This window comes from Brachybacterium sp. P6-10-X1 (genome assembly GCF_001969445.1).
GTDB lineage: Bacteria > Actinomycetota > Actinomycetes > Actinomycetales > Dermabacteraceae > Brachybacterium.
In genome coordinates, this window is record NZ_CP017297.1 from 427,624 (window position 1) to 446,213 (window position 18,590).

The following is an 18,590-nucleotide window of genomic DNA, read 5'->3' on the forward strand; positions in this document are numbered from 1 at the left end:
CCGTGGTGCCTCACCGATACGCCCCCGATGACGTGGCACAATGGCCCCGACCGGGACCCTGACTGGAGAAGGATCATGACCAAGACCTATGCCGTGCCGCCGCCCCCGCCCCACAACGAGGGCAAGACCGTGGCCGCCTACACGCTCAACTACGGCGTGGTGCTCGGATCGGTCTTCATCGGATTCGGCATGGTCCTGTCCATGATGCTGCTGGTCTGGATCGGCGCCGGCGTGATCGCCGCCGCGATCGTGCTCGGCATCGTCCTGTCCCTGGCCGGACTCGGCCAGCGCCGCCGTCGACCCTCCGAGGCCGAAGCGCGGTGACCCAGGTCGTGGGCGATCGGCGCGGCGCAGCCGTGCACGACGCTCCCGCCCGCGGCCCGCGCAGAGCGCTGCTTCCCCTGGTCATCGTCGCCGGCGGCATCACGCTCGCCGTGACGGTCCAGCAGATCTTCGATCCGTTCCGTACCGACATCCCGCTCTGCGTCGTCTATCACCTCACCGGGCTGCACTGCCCGGGATGCGGCGCGATCCGCGGCGTCCACGCCCTGCTCGCCGGCGACCTGCTGCTCGCTCTTCGCAGCAATGCGCTGATCATGGCGGCGCTGCCGGTGGCGGCCCTGAGCTTCGGGGTGTGGACGCTCCACCGCATCCAGGGCAGGCCGACGCACATGCCGCTGCCGCGCCCGCTGGTCGTCGCCCTGCTGGCCGCGATCATCCTGTTCACCGTGCTGCGAAACATCCCCGCCTTCTGGTTCCTCGCTCCGATCTCCTACGTCGGCGCCTGAGCCCTCCACCCCGTCGGGCCGCCGCGCGCGGCCGCCCCCACTGCTGCAGGAGGCATCCGTGACCACCACCGGCACCGTGCTCGATACCATCATCGCCGGAGTGCGCGAGGATCTCGAACCCCGCCGAGCTCGCGTCCCCGAGGCCGAGATCGCCGCCCTGGCCCGCGCCGCCGCCCCTGCCCGCGATGCCCGCGCGGCGCTGGCCGGGGACGGCACCACCCTCGGCCTGATCGCCGAGGTGAAGCGCTCGAGCCCCTCCAAGGGGGCGCTGGCAGACATCCCGGAGCCCGCCGACCTCGCCGGGATCTACGCCGACAGCGGCGCGAGCGCGATCAGCGTCCTGACCGAACAGCGCCGCTTCCGCGGCTCGCTGGCTGACCTCGACGCCGTGCGCGAGCGCGTCGACGCCCCGGTGCTGCGCAAGGACTTCGTGGTCGAGCCGTACCAGGTGCTGGAGGCGCGCGCCCACGGCGCCGACCTGGTGCTGCTGATCGTCGCCGCCCTCGAGGACCCCGCGCTGCGCGAGCTGCACGACCTGGTCACCGAGCTCGGCATGACGGCGCTGGTCGAGACCCATACCGACCAGGAGCTGGACCGGGCCCTCGCCCTGGGCGCCGACGTGATCGGCGTCAACGCCCGCAACCTCAAGACGCTCGACGTGGACCTCGGCCGCGCCGCCGGCCTGCTGCGTCGCATCCCGGCGGGCCCCCTCGCGATCGGCGAGTCCGCGGTGTCGACCATCGCGGACGTGGAGGCCTATGCCGCCGCCGGGGCCGACGCGGTGCTGGTCGGCGAGGCCCTGGTCACCTCCGGGGATCCCGCCGGCTCCGTCGCCGCGTTCCGTCAGGTGGCCCGTCGGGGCCGCCCCGATCCGGAAGGAGCTCAGGCATGAGCACCCCCCAGTTCCCGGACCCCCGCCGCGTGGTCACCGACCTCGCCCGGCCCGACGGCGAGCTGCGCTCCGAGGAGGGCCCCTACTTCGGGGACTTCGGCGGCCGGTTCCTGCCCGAGGCCCTGGTCCCCGCGCTCGACGAGCTGCGGGAGACCTACGAGAAGGCCGTGCTGGACCCCGACTTCGTCGCCGAGCTGCAGCGCCTGGCGCGCGAGTACACCGGGCGCCCCTCGCTGCTCTCGGAGGCTCCGCGCTTCTCCCGCCTCGCCGGCGGAGCCCGGATCCTGCTCAAGCGCGAGGACCTCAACCACACCGGCAGCCACAAGATCAACAACGTCCTGGGCCAGGCGCTGCTGACGGTGCGCATGGGCAAGACCCGCGTGATCGCGGAGACCGGCGCCGGCCAGCACGGGGTCGCCACCGCCACGGCCGCCGCCCTGTTCGGCCTGGACTGCACGATCTACATGGGCGAGGAGGACACCGAGCGCCAGGCGCTGAACGTGGCCCGGATGCGCCTGCTGGGAGCCGACGTGGTGCCCGTGACGCAGGGGTCGCGCACGCTCAAGGACGCCATCAACGAGGCCTTCCGGGACTGGGTCGCCAACGTGGAGAGCACCCACTACCTGCTGGGCACCGTCGCCGGCCCCCACCCCTTCCCGGTGATGGTCCGGGACTTCCACCGCATCATCGGCGAGGAGGCCCGCGCCCAGACGCTCCAGGTGGCCGGCCGCCTGCCCGATGCCGTGGTCGCCTGCGTCGGCGGCGGCTCCAATGCGATGGGCATCTTCCACGCCTTCCTCGACGACGTCGACCCGGTGGTGCGTCTGGTCGGCTGCGAGGCCGGCGGCGACGGCGTCGCGACCGGTCGCCACAGCGCGACCATCGGCGGCGGCTCCCCGGGCGTCCTCCACGGCGCCCGCAGCTTCGTGATGCAGGACGAGGACGGCCAGACCGTTCCCTCGCACTCGGTCTCCGCCGGGCTGGACTATCCCAGCGTCGGCCCCGAGCACGCCTGGCTCGCCGACATCGGCCGCGCCGAGTACCGCGCCGTGGACGACGGGGCCGCCATGGAGGCTTTCGCGCTGCTGTCGATGACCGAGGGCATCATGCCGGCGATCGAGTCGGCGCATGCCCTGGCCGGCGCTCTCGAGCTGGGCCGTGAGCTCGGCGAGGACGCCGTGATCCTGGTGAGCCTCTCGGGCCGCGGGGACAAGGACGTCGACACCGCCTCGCGCTGGTTCGGCCTGGTGGGGGAGGACCCCGCCCGCGCCGACCTCCAGGCGCTGCGCGAGGCCGCGCGCGCCACCAGTGACCTCACCGACCCGACGGAGACGCGATGACCGCCCCCGACACCCACCGCCTGCGCGCGGCCGACGTCGTCGACCGCGCCCGCGCCGAGGACCGCGCGGCCCTGATCGGCTACCTGCCCGTCGGCTATCCGGACGTCGACGGCTCGATCGAGGCCGCTCGCGTGCTCATCGACCACGGCGCCGACATGATCGAGCTGGGCCTGCCCTACTCCGACCCCGTCATGGACGGCCCCGTCATCCAGCGCGCCGCTTCCGCGGCCCTGGCCGGCGGCGTGCGAACCCGCCACGTGCTCGAGGCGGTCGAGGCCCTCTCCGGCCGCGGCGCCGCGATCTTGGTGATGTCCTACTGGAACCCGGTCCTCGCCTACGGGCCGAACGCCTTCGCCCGGGACCTGGCTGCCGCGGGCGGTGCCGGCGTGATCACCCCGGACCTGATCCCCGACGAGGGCGCGGACTGGATCGCGGCCAGCGAGGAGCACGCCGTGGACCGCGTGTTCCTGGTCGCCCCGAGCTCCCCGCCGGACCGTCTCGCGCATGTGGTCTCGCACACACGCGGCTTCGTCTACGCCGCCTCCACCATGGGGGTCACCGGCACCCGGGCCAGCGTGTCCGCGGCGACCGAAGGCCTGGTCCAGCGCACTCGAGCGGCCGGCGCGGAGAACGTCTGCGTCGGGCTGGGCGTCTCGAACGGTGAACAGGCCGCGCAGGTGGGAGCGTACGCTGATGGAGTGATCGTCGGGTCCGCCTTCGTGCGCCCGCTGCTCGATCACGAGGGCGACGCCCCGGCGGCACGCACCGCCCTGGCCGCGGTGGCCGACGACCTGCGCTCCGGCGTGGAGCGCTCCCGCACCCGCCGATGACCCCCGGCCCGCACCGCACGAGGACCGGCCCGACCCCGAGAAGGAGAGCACGGCGATGATCCCCAGCCCGCCCATCTCCTCGGTCTCCCTGGGCCCGCTCACGATCCACTTCTACGCGATCTGCATCCTCGCCGGCATCGCCCTGGCCCTGTGGTGGGCCACCAAGCGCTGGGAGTCCCGCGGCGGCAGCGGCGACGACCTCTTCGACATCGTCTTCGTGGCCGTGATCGCCGGCATCGTGGGCTCCCGGATCTGGCACGTGCTGACCTCCCCGGAGCCGTTCTTCGGCCCCGACGGGAACCCGCTGGCCGTGTTCTACATCTGGCAGGGAGGGCTGGCCATCTACGGCGGCGTCGCCGGCGGCGCCCTCGCGGTGTGGATCATGGCCCGCGTGAAGAAGGTGTCCTTCATCGCCCTGGCGGACACCATCGGCCCCACGATCCTGGCCGCCCAGATCCTGGGCCGCTTCGGCAACTGGTTCAACCAGGAGCTCTACGGTCCCGAGACCGACGCCTGGTGGGGCTGGGACGTCACCTGCGTGACGAACGGTCAGAGCATCGGCGGATGCGTGCCGGGAACCTACCACCCCACCTTCCTGTACGAGCAGCTGTGGAACCTCGCCGGCCTCGCCGTCCTGCTGCTGATCAGCCGTCGCTTCCAGCTCGCCGGCGGCCGCATCTTCTGGGCCTACGTCGGCATCTACTCCATCGGCCGCGCCGGGATCGACGCGATCCGCACCGAGCCGGTGCTGATGGTCGGCCCGCTGCGGATCCACACCCTGGTCGCCATCATCATGGCGCTGGCCGCGATCGCCGTGTTCATCCTCCTGACCGTGCGCAAGCAGCACCGCGGGGGCGAGGTCGTCGCCGCCGACGGCTCCTTCGAGCTGTCCGCGCAGACGGCCGGCAACGCTCCCGACGAGGACGAGGTCGAGAAGTCCGGGACGCCCCCTTCCCGGGGCGAGGACCCTGCCCCCGGCCCCTAGGCACACAGCACCCCGCGCGAGAGAGCTCGCCGGAACGAGGAGCGTGCCCGGGGCCCGGGCACGTCGACATCCGACGTCCCCGCCACCGGCCGCCATCCGGAAGGATCTCGCGCTCATGCTGCCTCTCGACTCCCGCTTCTCCCGCCTGCCCGCCCCTCAGGGGCTCTACCACCCGGCCTCCGAGGTCGACTCCTGCGGCGTGGCGATGATCGCCACCCTCCGCGGGCGCCCCGGCCACGACGTCGTCGTGAGCGCCCTGACGGCGCTGCGCAATCTCGAGCACCGCGGCGCCGTCGGCGCCGAGGAGGCCACCGGCGACGGCACCGGCATCATGGTCCAGCTGCCCGATGCCTTCCTGCGCGCTGTCAGCGGGGTGGACCTCCCGCCGCGCGGCGCCTACGCGGCCGGCCTCGCCTTCCTCCCGCGCGAGGCGGGCGAACGGGCGACGGTCCTGAGCGCCCTCGAGGAGGTCGCCGCCGCGGAAGGTCTGCGCCTCCTCGGCCTGCGGGAGGTCCCCACGGTCGACGGTCTCGTCGGCCCGTCGGCCCAGGCCGTCCGCCCCGACATCGCGCAGGTGTTCCTCACCGATGCGGCCGGCGAGCGCACCGGGCTCGCGCTCGAACGCGCCGTCGTCGCCCTCCGTCGCCGGGTCGAGCATGCCACCAGCGCCTACTTCCCCTCGCTGTCCACCCGGGTGATGGTCTACAAGGGCATGCTCACCCCGACCCAGCTGGACGAGTTCTACCCCGACCTGCGCGACCCCCGCTTCGCCTCCGAGCTCGCGATCGTGCACTCGCGGTTCTCGACCAACACCTTCCCGGCCTGGCCGCTCGCGCACCCCTTCCGCACCCTCGCCCACAACGGTGAGATCAACACCGTGATCGGCAACCGCAACCGCCTGCGCGCCGCCGAGGGCAGCATGCGCACCGACGCCTTCGGCGCGGACTTCGAGCGCCTGCTGCCGGCGATCACCCCCGGTGCCTCCGATTCCGCCGGCCTCGACGAGGCGCTCGAGCTGCTGCACCTGTCCGGGCGCTCCCTGGCGCACGCCCTGATGATGCTCATCCCGGAGCCGTGGGAGAACGACACCTCGATGGACCCGCAGCTGCGGGCCTTCTACGAGTACCACGCGGCGCTGCAGGAGCCGTGGGACGGGCCCGCCTCGGTGGTGTTCACCGACGGGACGCAGGTCGGCGCGCGGCTGGACCGCAACGGGCTGCGTCCGCTGCGCTACTGGATCACCGACGACGACCTCGTGGTGCTGGGTTCGGAGACCGGGCTGGTCGACGTCCCGCGCAGCTCCCTGGTGCGCACGGGACGGGTCGCCCCCGGCGAGATCTTCCTGCTCGACCTCGAGCAGGGCCGGCTCGTCCCCAGCGACGAGGTCAAGCAGGCGATCGCCGCCGAGCACCCCTATGGCACCTGGGTGCGCGAGCAGAAGGTGCACCTGTCGGACCTGCCCGCACGCGAGCACATCCTCCACTCGCGCTCCTCCGTGGTCCGCCGCCAGCAGACCTTCGGCTACACCGAGGAGGAGCTGCACATCCTGCTCGCCCCGATGGCCGCCAAGGGTGCCGAACCGCTCGGCGCGATGGGCACGGACACTCCGATCGCCGTCCTGTCGGACCGGCCCCGACTGCTGTTCGACTACTTCACCCAGATGTTCGCCCAGGTGACGAACCCGCCCCTGGACTCGCTGCGGGAGGAGATCGTCACCTCGCTGAGCAGCGCGATCGGACGTTCGCGCAACCTGCTCGAGGCGACCCCCGAGCACACCCGCCAGCTGGCCCTGGACTTCCCGATCCTGGACAACGACGAACTGGCCACCCTGCTCGCGGTCGACGCCCACCCGGCCACCGCCGACTTCCACACGGTGCGCCTGCGCGGCCTCTACCCGGTCGCCGGCGGCACCGCCGCCCTTCAGCAGCGCCTGGGCGAGATCTGCGAGGAGGCGGTCGCCGCGATCGACGAGGGCGCCACCTTCCTGGTGCTCTCGGACCGCGACGCCAACCAGGTGCTCGCCCCGATCCCCTCTCTGCTGCTGACCAGCGCGGTCCAGCACCATCTGGTGCGCACCGGCCGACGCACGGCCGCCGGGCTGATCGTGGAGGCCGGTGACGTCCGCGAGGTCCACCACGCCGCGCTGCTGATCGGTTACGGCGCCAGCGCGATCAACCCCTATCTCGCGATGGAGAGCGTCGAGGAGCTCGTCAGCCGTGGCGTGATCAGCGACCTCCGCCCCGACCAGGCGGTCGCGAACCTGATCCGGGCGCTGGGCAAGGGCGTCCTGAAGATCATGTCGAAGATGGGCATCGCGACCGTCGCCTCCTACCGGGGCGCACAGACCTTCGAGGCCGTGGGGCTGTCCCAGGAGCTGGTGGAGACCTGGTTCCCCGGGACCGTCAGCCGCATCGGCGGGATCACTCTCGAGGTCATCGCCTCCGAGAACGCCGCCCGCCACGCCCTGGCCTATCCCGTCGACGGCCAGCGTCCCGCCCACCGCAGCCTGCCCGTGGGCGGGGAGTACCAGTGGCGCCGCGAAGGCGAACCGCACCTGTTCACCCCCGAGGCCGTGTTCCGCCTGCAGCACTCCACGCGCACGAGGGCGTTCGAGGAGTTCCGTCGCTACACCGACGAGGTCGACGCCCAGCAGGAGCACCTGATGACCCTCCGCGGTCTGCTGCGGCTGCGCAGCGACGAGCGCGAGGCCGTGCCGCTCGACGAGGTCGAGCCGGCGGCGGAGATCACCCGCCGCTTCATGACCGGCGCCATGAGCTACGGGTCGATCTCCCAGGAGGCCCATGAGACCCTCGCGATCGCCATGAACCGTCTGGGCGGGATGTCCAACAGCGGCGAGGGCGGGGAGGACTCCCTGCGGCTGCGGGATCCCGAGCGGCGCAGCGCGATCAAGCAGATCGCCTCCGGCCGCTTCGGCGTCACCAGCGAATACCTGACCAACGCCCGAGACATCCAGATCAAGATCGCCCAGGGCGCCAAGCCCGGCGAGGGCGGCCAGCTGCCTCCGCAGAAGGTCTACCCGTGGATCGCCCGCACCCGGCACTCCACCCCCGGGATCGGCCTGATCTCCCCGCCGCCCCACCACGACATCTACTCGATCGAGGACCTCGCCCAGCTGATCCACGACGCGAAGTCCGCGAACCCCGCGGCCCGCATCCACGTCAAGCTGGTCTCCCGCTTCGGGGTGGGCACGGTGGCGGCCGGCGTCTCCAAGTCCCACGCCGACGTCGTGCTCATCTCCGGGCACGACGGCGGCACCGGGGCGAGCCCGCTGAACTCGCTGAAGCACGCCGGCACCCCCTGGGAGCTGGGACTGGCCGAGACCCAGCAGACGCTGCTGCTGAACGGTCTGCGGGACCGGATCACGGTGCAGGTCGACGGGCAGATGAAGACCGGTCGCGACGTGGTGATCGCCGCCCTGCTGGGCGCCGAGGAGTACGGCTTCGCCTCCGCCCCGCTGGTGGTCTCCGGCTGCGTCATGATGCGGGTGTGCCACCTGGACACCTGCCCCGTCGGCGTGGCGACGCAGAACCCGGAGCTGCGCGAGCGCTTCACCGGTCGCGCCGAGCACGTGGTGACGTTCTTCCAGTTCGTCGCCCAGCAGGTGCGCGAGCATCTCGCCGCGCTCGGCCTGCGCTCCCTGGACGAGGCCGTCGGCCGCACCGACCTGCTGGCTCTGCGCGATGATCCCCGCGCCGCCTCCGCCCTCGGCATCGCCAAGCGGGAGGGACTGGACCTCGCCGCGATCCTCACGGCGCCCGCCGTCCACGAGGGGGACTTCCCGCGTCGACGTCGCGGACAGGACCATCAGCTGGAGCGGGCCGCCGACCACCCCTGGATCGCCCGCGCCGCGAGCGTGATCGACGCCGGCGAGGGGTCGATCCGCCTGAGCGACACCATCCGCAATGTCCAGAGATCCGTCGGCACCCTGCTCGGCCACGAGGTCACCCGGCGCACCGGCGGGGACGGTCTGGCCGACGACTCCATCGTGCTGGACCTGGCGGGGACCGGCGGGCAGTCCTTCGGCGCGTTCCTCCCGCGGGGGATCAGCCTGCACGTCACCGGCGATGTCAACGACTACGTCGGCAAGGGGCTGTGCGGCGGGGTGATCGCGGTCGGCCACGGCAACGGCACCGGACCCTCGCTGACGTCCGCGGCCATCGCCGGCAACACCTGCGCCTACGGCGCGACCAGCGGCCGGCTCTTCCTCGCCGGTGCGGCGGGGGAGAGGTTCGGGGTGCGCAACTCCGGGGCCACCCTGGTGGTCGAGGGCATCGGCGACCACGGCGCGGAGTACATGACCGGGGGGATGGTGGTCGTGCTGGGGAGCACCGGCATCAACCTCGGCGCCGGCATGAGCGGCGGGACGCTGTTCGTCCTCGACCTCGACGGGACGAGGCTGAACCCCCAGGACGCGGCGAGCTTCGCGATCACGCCGCTGCGGGCCGAGCATCGCGACATCGTGCTCGAGACGGTCGCCGAACACGTCCGCCGCACCGGTTCGGACCGGGCGGCAGCGCTGCTGGCGGACCCCGAGGAGCTGCTCGAGCGGATCACCCAGATCACGCCGCGGGCCTTCCTGACCATCACGGGGATCCGCGAGGCCGCCCTGGCCCGGGGGACCGACCCCGATGCGAACGACGTCTGGAACGAGATCATGGAGAGCACTCATGGCTGATCCCCGGGGATTCCTGCGCTACCGCGACCGCGAACTGCCCGCGCGCCGTCCCGTGCCGGTGCGTCTGATGGACTGGCGGGAGGTGTACGAGGCCCGCGAGCAGGGCACTCTCGACGTCGTCTCCCGACAGGCCGGACGCTGCATGAACTGCGGCATCCCGTTCTGCCACCAGGGCTGCCCGCTGGGCAACCTGATCCCAGAATGGAACGACCTCGTCTACCGCGAGGACTGGCGGGAGGCGAGCGAGCGCCTGCACGCGACCAACAACTTCCCGGAGTTCACCGGCCGCGCCTGCCCCGCACCGTGCGAGTCCAGCTGCGTGCTGGGCATCAACCAGCCGCCGGTCACCATCAAGAACATCGAGGTCTCGATCATCGACCGTGCGTTCGCCGAGGGCTGGGTCCAGCCCGTGGAGCCCTCCCGGCAGACGGGTCGCGCGGTCGCCGTCGTCGGCTCCGGTCCTGCCGGGCTGGCAGCCGCCCAGCAGCTCACCCGGGCCGGGCACACCGTGGTCGTCCTCGAACGGGAGGATCGCCTCGGCGGCCTGCTGCGCTACGGGATCCCCGAGTTCAAGCTCGAGAAGCGCCACGTGGACCGCCGTCTGCAGCAGCTGCGCGCGGAGGGCACCCGCTTCCGCACCGGGGTCGACGTCGGCGGCACGGGGCCGGACGCGCTGTCCGTCGCCGAGCTCCGCTCCCGCTTCGACGCGGTGGTCCTGGCGACCGGGGCAGACGCCCCGCGGGAGCTGACGGTCCCCGGCCGCGGGGCCACCGGCATCCACCCGGCCATGGAGTACCTGACCCAGGCGAACCGGCTGGTGGAGGGGGACTGGATCGCCGATCCCCTCTCGGCCGAGGGCAAGGACGTGGTGATCATCGGCGGCGGCGACACGGGCGCGGACTGCCTGGGCACCGCCCTGCGGCAGGGCGCCCGCTCCGTCACCACCCTCGCGATCGGCACGCAGCCGCCCGCGGAACGGGACGAGTCCCAGCCCTGGCCGACCCATCCGCTGCTGTTCGAGGTCTCCGCCGCCCACGAGGAAGGCGGCGATCGCTCCTTCCTGGCCTCGACCACCGGGTTCGAGGTGGACGCGGACGGCGCGGTGAGCGGGTTGAAGGTCTCCCGCACCGAGTACCGGGACGGCGACCGACGGCCCGCCCCCGGCACCGGGACCGTCCTGCCGGCCACGCTCGTGCTGATCGCGATGGGCTTCGCCGGCGCCCGCGAGGACGGCCTGCTGGCGGATCTCGGGGTGGAGCTCACCGCCCGTGGCACCATCGCGCACGATCAGCAGTGGACCACGACCGCCTCCGACGTGTTCACCGCGGGCGACTGCGCCCGAGGTCAGAGCCTGATCGTGTGGGCGATCGCCGAGGGCCGCGCCTGCGCCGCCGCCGTCGACCGCCATCTGATGGGCTCCAGCTCCCTGCCGGCGCCGGTGCGCCCCGGGGAGAAGCCCGTCACGGTGTGAAAGACTAGGGGCGACCACGCGATGCTGCGGCCCGTCCGGCAGTGCGCTTCGTGGTGCCCGCCGGAAGGCTGCGGCCCTTACTCGAACTACTGATGGGTTGACATGCGAAAAGCGAAGATCGTCTGCACACTGGGTCCGGCGACCAACACGTACGAACAGATCCGGACCTTGATCGAGGCGGGTATGAACGTGGCGAGGATGAACCTCAGCCACGGCTCGCACGACGAGCACGAGCAGGTCTACGCGAACATCCGCCGGGCCGCCGAGGACCTCGGTCGCAATGTCGCCGTGCTGGTCGACCTCCAGGGGCCGAAGATCCGCCTGGGCACCTTCTCCGACGGACCGCACCAGCTCGAGGTCGGCGACACCTTCGTGATCACCACGGACGACATCGTCGGCACCCGGGAGCGGGTCTCGACCACGTTCAAGGGCCTGCCGGGCGACTGCCGCCCCGGCGACGTCCTGCTGATCGACGACGGCAAGGTCTCCGTCCGCGTCACCGATGTCTCCGACACCGAGGTCCGGACCGTCGTCGAGGTGCCCGGCCCGGTCTCGAACAACAAGGGCATCAACCTCCCCGGCGTCGCCGTGTCGGTGCCCGCCATGAGCGAGAAGGACGTCGACGATCTGCGCTGGGGCCTCGCGCTCGGGGCCGACGTGATCGCCCTGTCCTTCGTGCGCGACGCCCACGACATGGACCAGGTCCTGCGCATCATGCAGGAGGAGGGCCGCCGGGTCCCCGTCATCGCGAAGATCGAGAAGCCGCAGGCCGTGCGCGCGCTGCGGTCCATCGTCGGCGCCTTCGACGGCATCATGGTCGCTCGCGGCGACCTCGGCGTCGAGCTGCCGCTGGAGCAGGTCCCGCTGGTGCAGAAGCGCGCCATCGAGCTCGCCCGCCGCAATGCCAAGCCGGTCATCGTCGCCACTCAGGTGCTCGAGTCGATGATCGAGAGCCCGCGCCCCACCCGCGCCGAGGCGTCGGACTGCGCCAACGCGATCCTCGACGGCGCCGACGCGGTCATGCTCTCGGGCGAGACCAGCGTGGGCAAGTACCCCTTCGAGGCGGTCCGCACGATGGCCCGCATCATCACCAACACCGAGGAGAACGGCGCCGACCGGATCCTCCCGCTGGGCACCATCCCCCACACCCGCGGCGGGGCGATCACCCGCGCGGCCGCCGAGATCGGCGACCAGCTCTCCGCGCAGTACCTGGTGACCTTCACCGAGTCGGGCGACACCGCGCGCCGCCTGTCGCGCCTGCGGCCCTCCATCCCGCTGCTGGCCATGACGCCCTACCCGGAGGTCGCGCGCCAGCTGTCGCTGACCTGGGGCACCGAGGCGCACCTGGTGCCCATGCAGAAGGACTCCGACGCGATGGTCGCCGAGGTCGACGACCTGCTGCGCGAGCACAAGGGATTGCAGAAGAACGATCTGGTCGTCGTGGCGGCCGGCTCGCCCCCCGGCGTCCACGGCTCGACCAACACGCTGCGCGTGCACCGCATCGGTGACCTCGACGGGACCGAGTCCGCCCGCATCGAGGCGGACAACATCGCCGCCGGCCCGCAGGCGCAGGCCTGACACCCGGAGGCGTACGACGGCGCCCACGGCCTGCAGGCCGTGGGCGCCGTGGTGGTGCCGGATGCGGGACTCGAACCCGCCCTACATGGCCGTGTGACCACGTATTACCTGGTCAGAGCCGAGTTGCGGATTCACGATGGATCTCGTAGCTAGGCGTGGGATAACGGAAGTCTGTGCTCAAAATGTGCTCACGCGACGGCGGCCTCAGCGCCCGCCACGAGCAGCTCGACGCGGCTTCTGCGCAGCCAGGAACTTCTCCCGCGCCTCCCCGATGCGCTCGGATACGGTATCGAGGTCCGTGTCGAACAGATCGGCATAGGTGTCGAGCGTCAGCGCCGCCGAACGATGGCCGAGCATCCGCTGGACGGCCTTGACCGAGGCACCTGACTGGACCGCGAGGGAAGCAGCAGTGTGCCGCAGATCGTGGATCCGGAGATAGTCGACCTCGGCCGAGTCGAGCGTGGACTCCCACCAACGCTTGCCGTCCGCATCCCTTGCCGGCTGCCGAAGATGCTTCTGGGCCTTCGAAACGAACAGCATGTCGTTGCCGCGGAGCTTGTTGTCCGCCAGATGCTTCCCGATCGCGTCGACGAGGAACCTCGGCGCCGGGACCGACCGGAACTCCTCGGACTTCGTGGTGTCGACGACGAACCCCTTGTTGGTGATCGCCACCGACCTCGTCACCGAGATGCGACCTCGGGACAGATCGATGTCCGACGCCCGCAGCTCGGTCGCCTCACCCCACCGCAGCCCGCAGTACGCCAGTACGAGCACCAGCACTTCGTACTGGCCCGAAATCTTGCCCGCAGCTCGAGAGATCGCATCCACCTCGCCATGAGTCAGATAGCGCGACGCCGCCTTCTTCTTCCGTGGCAGCTCCAGTGACTCGTCCCGGGCCGGGTTCGCAACGATCTTCCGGGCCCGCACAGCTCGATCGAGGATGCCAGCAAGCACGCCGCTCGTTCGGCAAGAACGCGATCGAGATCGGCATGAGCGGGTGGAGCAAGAGCCTCTTCGACTCGGAGCAGGTCGGCTACGACGAGCTCGAGATCGACACCAGCGACCAGGGCTCCAATCTTCGAGCTCGCGCCACGGTCACGCTCCCCGACGGCATGGAGGTAGACGTCGACGACTTCGACACCGCAGCGGCGGTGCAGGACTGGTCGCCGGACAGCGTACGCAGCGTCTCGCGAGACGCCTCGGACGAGAGGGTTCTGGAAGATCTCACGCGGCTGGCCGCCCGGATCAGTCGATCACCTCGTGGTAAGTGCCATCGCCCCCGTCGTCAGCCAAGGTGAGCTCGACCTTCTCGAGCTGACCGGTGAACGGGAAAGGCCGGGGATAACGATCACTGACGGGAGAGAGTGCATCACGTCCAATCTCCAATCCCTGCCATGACAGCATGTAGCGCGCTGTCGAGGGAAGATGGACGCCTCCCACCGGCATGCCGTCGACGCGCAGCTCGACGGCGCCCTGAAGGGTTCCAGTTCGAGTGAAGTGCATCGCGAGCAGGTGCCGACCATTATCAAGAATGGCGGGGCCGGCGGCATGCCGCCGTGTGCCCTGATGGTTGTATTCATAGTGGAGCTCACGATCGGCCAGCCACAGAACATAGCCACCGTTGACGTCACCCTGGCTGATCAGCACTCCTTCGTCATTCCCGGCCGTGTCGACCGTGGCTTCGATGCGGTGGGAACGGTCGTAGATCAACGGTGTCACGCCAGCGGGGATTCGCCCGACTCCACGATGCAGGACGAAGTGATTCCGGCGGCGTGGGGAGGCGGCGCTGTGGTACTTAGCCGCTCGTTCCGCGAAATTGCGGTCATCGAGCGGGAAAACTCCGTGCCGATCCGCCTCGGACCACCAGCGACCGATGAGCTCATGCAGGATCTCCGGGCGTTCGGCTGCGAGGTCATGGCATTCAGAGAAGTCTTCGGCCAAGTTGTACAACTCCCACCGGTCCGCTGAGTAGGAAGTATGTCTCTCGTGGTACGCGACCGCCTTCCAGCCCTCATGGACGATGGCCCGGTGGCCGTACATTTCGAAGTACTGCGTGGGATGTGAGGTCGGTGCCGTCCCGTCGACGAAGGAGTACTGCATGGACACTCCGTGCACGGGGAGCTGGGGAACGCCGCGATGTTCTTCGGGTGGCTCGATGCCCACGACATCGAGGATCGTAGGAGCGATGTCGATGACATCGTGGAACTGGTTTCGCCGTTCGCCTGCGACTTCCGCCAGCCTGCGCGGCCAGGACACGATCAGCGGGGCCCGGACTCCACCGGCGTGTACGTTCTGCTTGTACCTCTTCAATGGAGTGTTCCCGACCTGGGCCCAGCCCCACGGATAGTTGCTGTGGCAACGCCAGGTACCGATATCTTCGATCTGTGCCAGCGCGTCCTCGAGTTGCACCGGGTCGCCGTTTTCATAGGCGATGGTGTTGGTCGTACCGTCTGGCCCCCCTTCCTGGCTTGCACCGTTGTCCGACATCAGCAGGATGAGGGTGTTGTCGTGGACACCCAAGTGCTCCAGGTGTGCGATCAGCCGTTCCAGCTGGTCGTCGGTATGCTCGAGCATCGCGGCGAAGGCCTCCTGCAGTCGCGCCATGACTCGCTGCTCATCGGGGGAGAGATCGTCCCAAGGCTGTACCCCGTCGTTTCGCGGAGCCAGAGCGGTTCCCTCGGGCACGATGCCAAGCTCGATCTGGCGTTGCAGCCGCCGTTCGCGAACGACATCCCACCCTTCTTCGTAGCGTCCGCGCACGCGGTCGAGGTATTCGGCGTGCGACTGGTGTGGACAGTGGGCTGCCCCGAGGGCGAGGTACGCGAAGTAGGGCTTATGAGGTGCCACGGACTTGTGATCTGAGATGTAGTCGATCAGGTGATCGACGAGATCATCGGTGAGGTGGTAGCCCTCCTCCGGCGATGCCGGTGGGTCGACCCGATGATTGTCCTGGACGAGCTCGGGAAAGAAGTGGTCGGTCAACCCCTCGAGAAAGCCATAGTGCTGGTCGAAGCCGCGCCCCAGTGGCCACTGGTCATACGGCCCGGCGCTGGAGGTCTGATCCATCGGGGTTAGATGCCATTTCCCGAAGGCGGCGGTGTTGTAGCCACGGTCACGAAGCAGTTCCTGGACCATGGCAGCACGTGGTGACACTGCGCCGCGTTTTCCGGGGTAGCCGCTATCAGCGTTCGAGAGCATGGACATGCCCACTGCATGGTGATTGCGCCCCGTGAGGAGACTGGCACGAGTTGGCGAGCACAGCGGTGTGACATGGAAGTTTGTGTAAGTGAGCCCGGATGCGGCCAGGCCATCCATGGTCGGGGTTGCGATCTCGGAACCGAAGCATCCCAGGCTTCCGAAACCGACGTCGTCCAGGACAATCATGATGACGTCGGGCGACTCCGCGGCTGGGCGGGCCGCCTCAGGCCACCAGGGCTCGCTATCTCGATAGGTGGTGCCGACGGTAGCCCGGCCTGCGATTGGATGCTCGGACATGGGGTTCCTTTCTGACGAGGGACGAGAAGGCTCGCGAGCACGAGGACTTATGTGCTGGAGCTGAATCGAGTCGCGCCCCGGGCGAGATCGTCGAGGCTGCGCCCCTTGGTCTCCGGTGCGAGTACAAAGACGACGGCGAAGTTGATGAGCGCAGCCACAGCGATCACGGTGAAGATCCCGTGGCCGATGGCGTCGTAGAGAGTGGGCAGGGCGAGCGTGCCGAGGACGCTCCCCAGTTTCCCGATCATGTTCACGATCCCGATCGCGCGCCCACGGATCGAGGCTGGGAAGAGTTCAGGTGCCCATGCGTAGAAGGCGATCGAGGTGCCTCCGTTGATCACAGCGATCGCGACACCAAAAGCGATCAGCACCAATGGAACGACGGCGATTCCCCAGTACATGCTCAAGCAGGCGAGGATGAGCATGCCGAGGCAGCTGAGCGCAACGATCCGTCGGCCGACGGATTCAATCAGCCAGAGGCAAACTGCGGTGCCGACGGCAGCCGCCACTAGCGTCGACGCCCCGGTGAACAACAGGGCCGTGTACGCCTGCGGACTAACGATCCGAGTGATCAGAGTCGGCTGGTAGAGCAGGATCGCTGAGCCGTAGAGGTTGTTGAATCCCCAGTAGACGGCCATGCAGAGCAGCAGCCAGATGAAGGGACGCCGGAACAGGACGCTCAGCCGCGCAGGTGCGTAGGTGGAAACTGGGCGGTGTGTGGGAGCGGAGCTTGCCTCCGTGCCGCGGGCGTACTTCCAGGCCGCCATGGCGTCCTCGTGACGGCCGCGCGCTTCGAGCCAGTACGGAGATTCGGGTGTCTTATGCCTCAGGAAGAGCAGTATGAGGGCGGGGATTGCTCCCGTCGCGAGCACCCATCGCCAGTGGTCTTCGTTCCCGGCGATGAGGTATATCGCCAGGGTCACCACGATGGCCAGAACCCCGCCGAGCATCCAGGCGACTCCACCCATCCCGGTGAAGGTGCCTCGGCGTTGGCGGGGGATGAATTCCGCGACGAGCGCTGCGGACGGCGGCATGTCGGCGCCGATCGCCAGGCCCACGACGAAGCGCAGGAGGATCAGGGGTGCGAGGGAGGGAACCGCGATGGTGAGCAGGGAACCCACGACGAACAGGAGCATCGAAGTAAAGAAGATTGGCTTGCGTCCGAAGCGGTCCGTGAGCGGTCCGGAGATCGGCGATCCCACTGCCATACCGATGAAAGCGGCCGCAGTGAGCAGGCCGACTTGCCCGGGGGTGAGGTCGAATTCCGGACGGATCGCGAGCAGGGCCCCTCCGAGGATGAGCAGGTCGTATCCGTCGACGAAGTACCCGCCGATGGCGGTGAGTGCAATGCGTCGTTGTCCGCTGGTGAGAGCACCGGAGTCGAAGGAGATCTGAGACGTCGTCGTCATGGAGTTCCTAGGTCGATGAGCAGGGATGATCTCGACAGTAGGGACGTAGACCGCATACGTCCAATGCTATTTGCGGCTATTTCCCATATGCTTGGCGTATGCCGCAGTCGTCACGTCAGCCGCCGTCGCTCACCTGGATCGCTTCCTTCGTCGCTGTGGTCGAGCAGGGCACTTTCACGGCCGCGGCTGCGGCGCTGAACCGTGCACAGCCGCGGGTGAGCGCGCATGTGGCTGCGCTGGAGAACCACCTCGGTGCCGCATTGCTTGTCCGCGGCTCTCGCCGGGTGGAGTTGACAGCGGCGGGATCGGCCTACCTGCCGCACGCGACTGCAGCGCTCAGCGATCTGCACGATGGCGATGACGCGGTGAGCGCGATGAGCTCGACGATGCAAGGCAGGGTCCGCGTTGGTGGCTACCCGGGAGCGATGGCCGTCTTCATCGCCCCGCTGATCCGCCGGTTTCGGGCGTTGTACCCCGGAGTCGAGGTGAAGTTGCGGGAAGCAGATCCGACCGCGCTCGAAGATCTGGTTGCCTCTGGGGAGGTCGATCTCGCCGTGCGGACGGCAGACGTTCCGCAACGGCACCACAACGTACCTTCCGAGCAACTGTTCTACGAACGTATCCAGATGATCACTCGCCGGGACCGTCGACCAGTGCACAGTGGTGTTGCGGATCCCTCGATCATCGAGGGGGCGACAGTCATTGTTAGCGGAGATCCTCTTGGCGGATGGGAGGACTACCGGGATCGCTTGGACCGCATAGGTGTTGAGCCTGAAGAAGTGATCACTGTCGTGCAACCGACGACAGTCATGGCACTCGTTCGGGAGGGCCTCGGCGTCGGCCTGCTGGGAGCCCTAGCGGCACGCGTGACCATCAGCGACGAGCTGACTGCAATGGATCTGCCCGAGCCACTCTGGCTACGGGAAATTAGGGTCTACCGGCGTAGTCAACGCTCTCCCGACGCCGCGGTGTCCGCTTTCGCGGAGCTCCTGCAGGCGGAGGCGCCGGCGCTGACCGCAGGGCGGACGGTATGGCACCCTCGCTCGACGTGACGCGGTGTCTCCGGAGACAGGTTCCACCTGGCGAGGCTGGGCGACGACATGGGC

At 69.6% G+C, this 18,590-nt stretch carries 14 protein-coding genes; 11 read left to right on the top strand and 3 right to left on the bottom strand.

Annotated features, from left to right (window positions below; all coding sequences use genetic code 11):
- Window positions 1-75: 75 nt before the first annotated feature.
- The 9 genes from BH708_RS01910 (at window position 76) to pyk (ending at window position 12,580) form a co-directional block, all read left to right on the top strand.
- The gene (locus tag BH708_RS01910) at window positions 76-324 is read left to right on the top strand and encodes an HGxxPAAW family protein (RefSeq protein WP_076806173.1); all 249 of its coding nucleotides are present in this window, start codon (window positions 76-78) and stop codon (window positions 322-324) included.
- Window positions 321-788, top strand: coding sequence for a DUF2752 domain-containing protein (locus BH708_RS01915; RefSeq protein WP_076806175.1), 468 nt, complete (start codon window positions 321-323; stop codon window positions 786-788). The genes BH708_RS01910 and BH708_RS01915 overlap by 4 nt, the downstream gene beginning before the upstream one ends.
- Before the next feature lie 58 nt (window positions 789-846).
- A complete protein-coding gene (gene trpC, locus BH708_RS01920; RefSeq protein ID WP_076806177.1) occupies window positions 847-1,680 on the top strand; it encodes an indole-3-glycerol phosphate synthase TrpC in 834 nt (277 codons plus the stop codon).
- Complete coding sequence (gene trpB, locus BH708_RS01925; RefSeq protein ID WP_076806178.1) at window positions 1,677-3,020, top strand: tryptophan synthase subunit beta; 1,344 nt, start codon at window positions 1,677-1,679, stop codon at window positions 3,018-3,020. Before trpC ends, trpB begins: the two co-directional genes overlap by 4 nt.
- Entirely contained in the window at window positions 3,017-3,850 is an 834-nt protein-coding gene (trpA, locus tag BH708_RS01930; protein ID WP_076806180.1) for a tryptophan synthase subunit alpha, read from the top strand. The genes trpB and trpA overlap by 4 nt, the downstream gene beginning before the upstream one ends.
- Before the next feature lie 55 nt (window positions 3,851-3,905).
- Window positions 3,906-4,835 carry a prolipoprotein diacylglyceryl transferase gene (gene lgt, locus BH708_RS01935; RefSeq protein WP_076806182.1) on the top strand — a complete coding sequence of 310 codons (930 nt, stop codon included), beginning with the start codon at window positions 3,906-3,908 and terminating at the stop codon, window positions 4,833-4,835.
- Between the two features lie 115 nt (window positions 4,836-4,950).
- Window positions 4,951-9,531 carry a glutamate synthase large subunit gene (gene gltB / locus BH708_RS01940; protein ID WP_076806184.1) on the top strand — a complete coding sequence of 1,527 codons (4,581 nt, stop codon included), beginning with the start codon at window positions 4,951-4,953 and terminating at the stop codon, window positions 9,529-9,531.
- Entirely contained in the window at window positions 9,524-11,002 is a 1,479-nt protein-coding gene (locus BH708_RS01945) for a glutamate synthase subunit beta (RefSeq protein WP_076806186.1), read from the top strand. Before gltB ends, BH708_RS01945 begins: the two co-directional genes overlap by 8 nt.
- A 102-nt stretch (window positions 11,003-11,104) precedes the next feature.
- On the top strand, window positions 11,105-12,580 hold the full coding sequence (gene pyk, locus BH708_RS01950) for a pyruvate kinase (protein WP_076806188.1): 1,476 nt from the start codon (window positions 11,105-11,107) through the stop codon (window positions 12,578-12,580).
- Between the two features lie 204 nt (window positions 12,581-12,784).
- On the opposite strand, the gene BH708_RS01955 is transcribed toward pyk, so the two are convergent.
- Window positions 12,785-13,534, bottom strand: coding sequence for a site-specific integrase (locus tag BH708_RS01955; RefSeq protein ID WP_083713195.1), 750 nt, complete (start codon window positions 13,532-13,534; stop codon window positions 12,785-12,787).
- Between the two features lie 35 nt (window positions 13,535-13,569).
- Here BH708_RS01955 and BH708_RS01960 point away from each other — a divergent pair, with 35 nt between their 5' ends.
- Window positions 13,570-13,878, top strand: coding sequence for a hypothetical protein (locus BH708_RS01960; protein WP_076806192.1), 309 nt, complete (start codon window positions 13,570-13,572; stop codon window positions 13,876-13,878).
- Here the strand turns inward: BH708_RS01960 and BH708_RS01965 are convergent.
- Both BH708_RS01965 and BH708_RS01970 read right to left on the bottom strand, forming a co-directional pair.
- On the bottom strand, window positions 13,826-16,075 hold the full coding sequence (locus BH708_RS01965; RefSeq protein ID WP_076806193.1) for an arylsulfatase: 2,250 nt from the start codon (window positions 16,073-16,075) through the stop codon (window positions 13,826-13,828). The two genes, BH708_RS01960 and BH708_RS01965, sit on opposite strands and share 53 nt — an antisense overlap.
- A gap of 47 nt (window positions 16,076-16,122) precedes the next feature.
- The gene (locus BH708_RS01970) at window positions 16,123-17,484 is read right to left on the bottom strand and encodes an MFS transporter (RefSeq protein ID WP_076806195.1); all 1,362 of its coding nucleotides are present in this window, start codon (window positions 17,482-17,484) and stop codon (window positions 16,123-16,125) included.
- Window positions 17,485-17,582: 98 nt separating this feature from the next.
- On the opposite strand from BH708_RS01970, the gene BH708_RS01975 reads away from it, so the two are divergent.
- Window positions 17,583-18,536 (top strand): LysR family transcriptional regulator, encoded by a 954-nt coding sequence (locus tag BH708_RS01975; protein WP_076806197.1) that lies wholly within the window; start codon window positions 17,583-17,585, stop codon window positions 18,534-18,536.
- Window positions 18,537-18,590 lie beyond the last annotated feature (54 nt).

Coding starts and splice junctions, on each gene's coding strand:
- BH708_RS01945 (WP_076806186.1), top strand. CDS start 9,524: ATGGCTGATCCCCGGGGATTCCTGCGCTACCGCGACCGCGAACTGCCC.
- BH708_RS01970 (WP_076806195.1), bottom strand. CDS start 17,484: ATGACGACGACGTCTCAGATCTCCTTCGACTCCGGTGCTCTCACCAGC.
- trpA (WP_076806180.1), top strand. CDS start 3,017: ATGACCGCCCCCGACACCCACCGCCTGCGCGCGGCCGACGTCGTCGAC.
- trpB (WP_076806178.1), top strand. CDS start 1,677: ATGAGCACCCCCCAGTTCCCGGACCCCCGCCGCGTGGTCACCGACCTC.
- BH708_RS01975 (WP_076806197.1), top strand. CDS start 17,583: ATGCCGCAGTCGTCACGTCAGCCGCCGTCGCTCACCTGGATCGCTTCC.
- BH708_RS01965 (WP_076806193.1), bottom strand. CDS start 16,075: ATGTCCGAGCATCCAATCGCAGGCCGGGCTACCGTCGGCACCACCTAT.
- BH708_RS01910 (WP_076806173.1), top strand. CDS start 76: ATGACCAAGACCTATGCCGTGCCGCCGCCCCCGCCCCACAACGAGGGC.
- BH708_RS01960 (WP_076806192.1), top strand. CDS start 13,570: ATGAGCGGGTGGAGCAAGAGCCTCTTCGACTCGGAGCAGGTCGGCTAC.
- pyk (WP_076806188.1), top strand. CDS start 11,105: ATGCGAAAAGCGAAGATCGTCTGCACACTGGGTCCGGCGACCAACACG.
- gltB (WP_076806184.1), top strand. CDS start 4,951: ATGCTGCCTCTCGACTCCCGCTTCTCCCGCCTGCCCGCCCCTCAGGGG.
- lgt (WP_076806182.1), top strand. CDS start 3,906: ATGATCCCCAGCCCGCCCATCTCCTCGGTCTCCCTGGGCCCGCTCACG.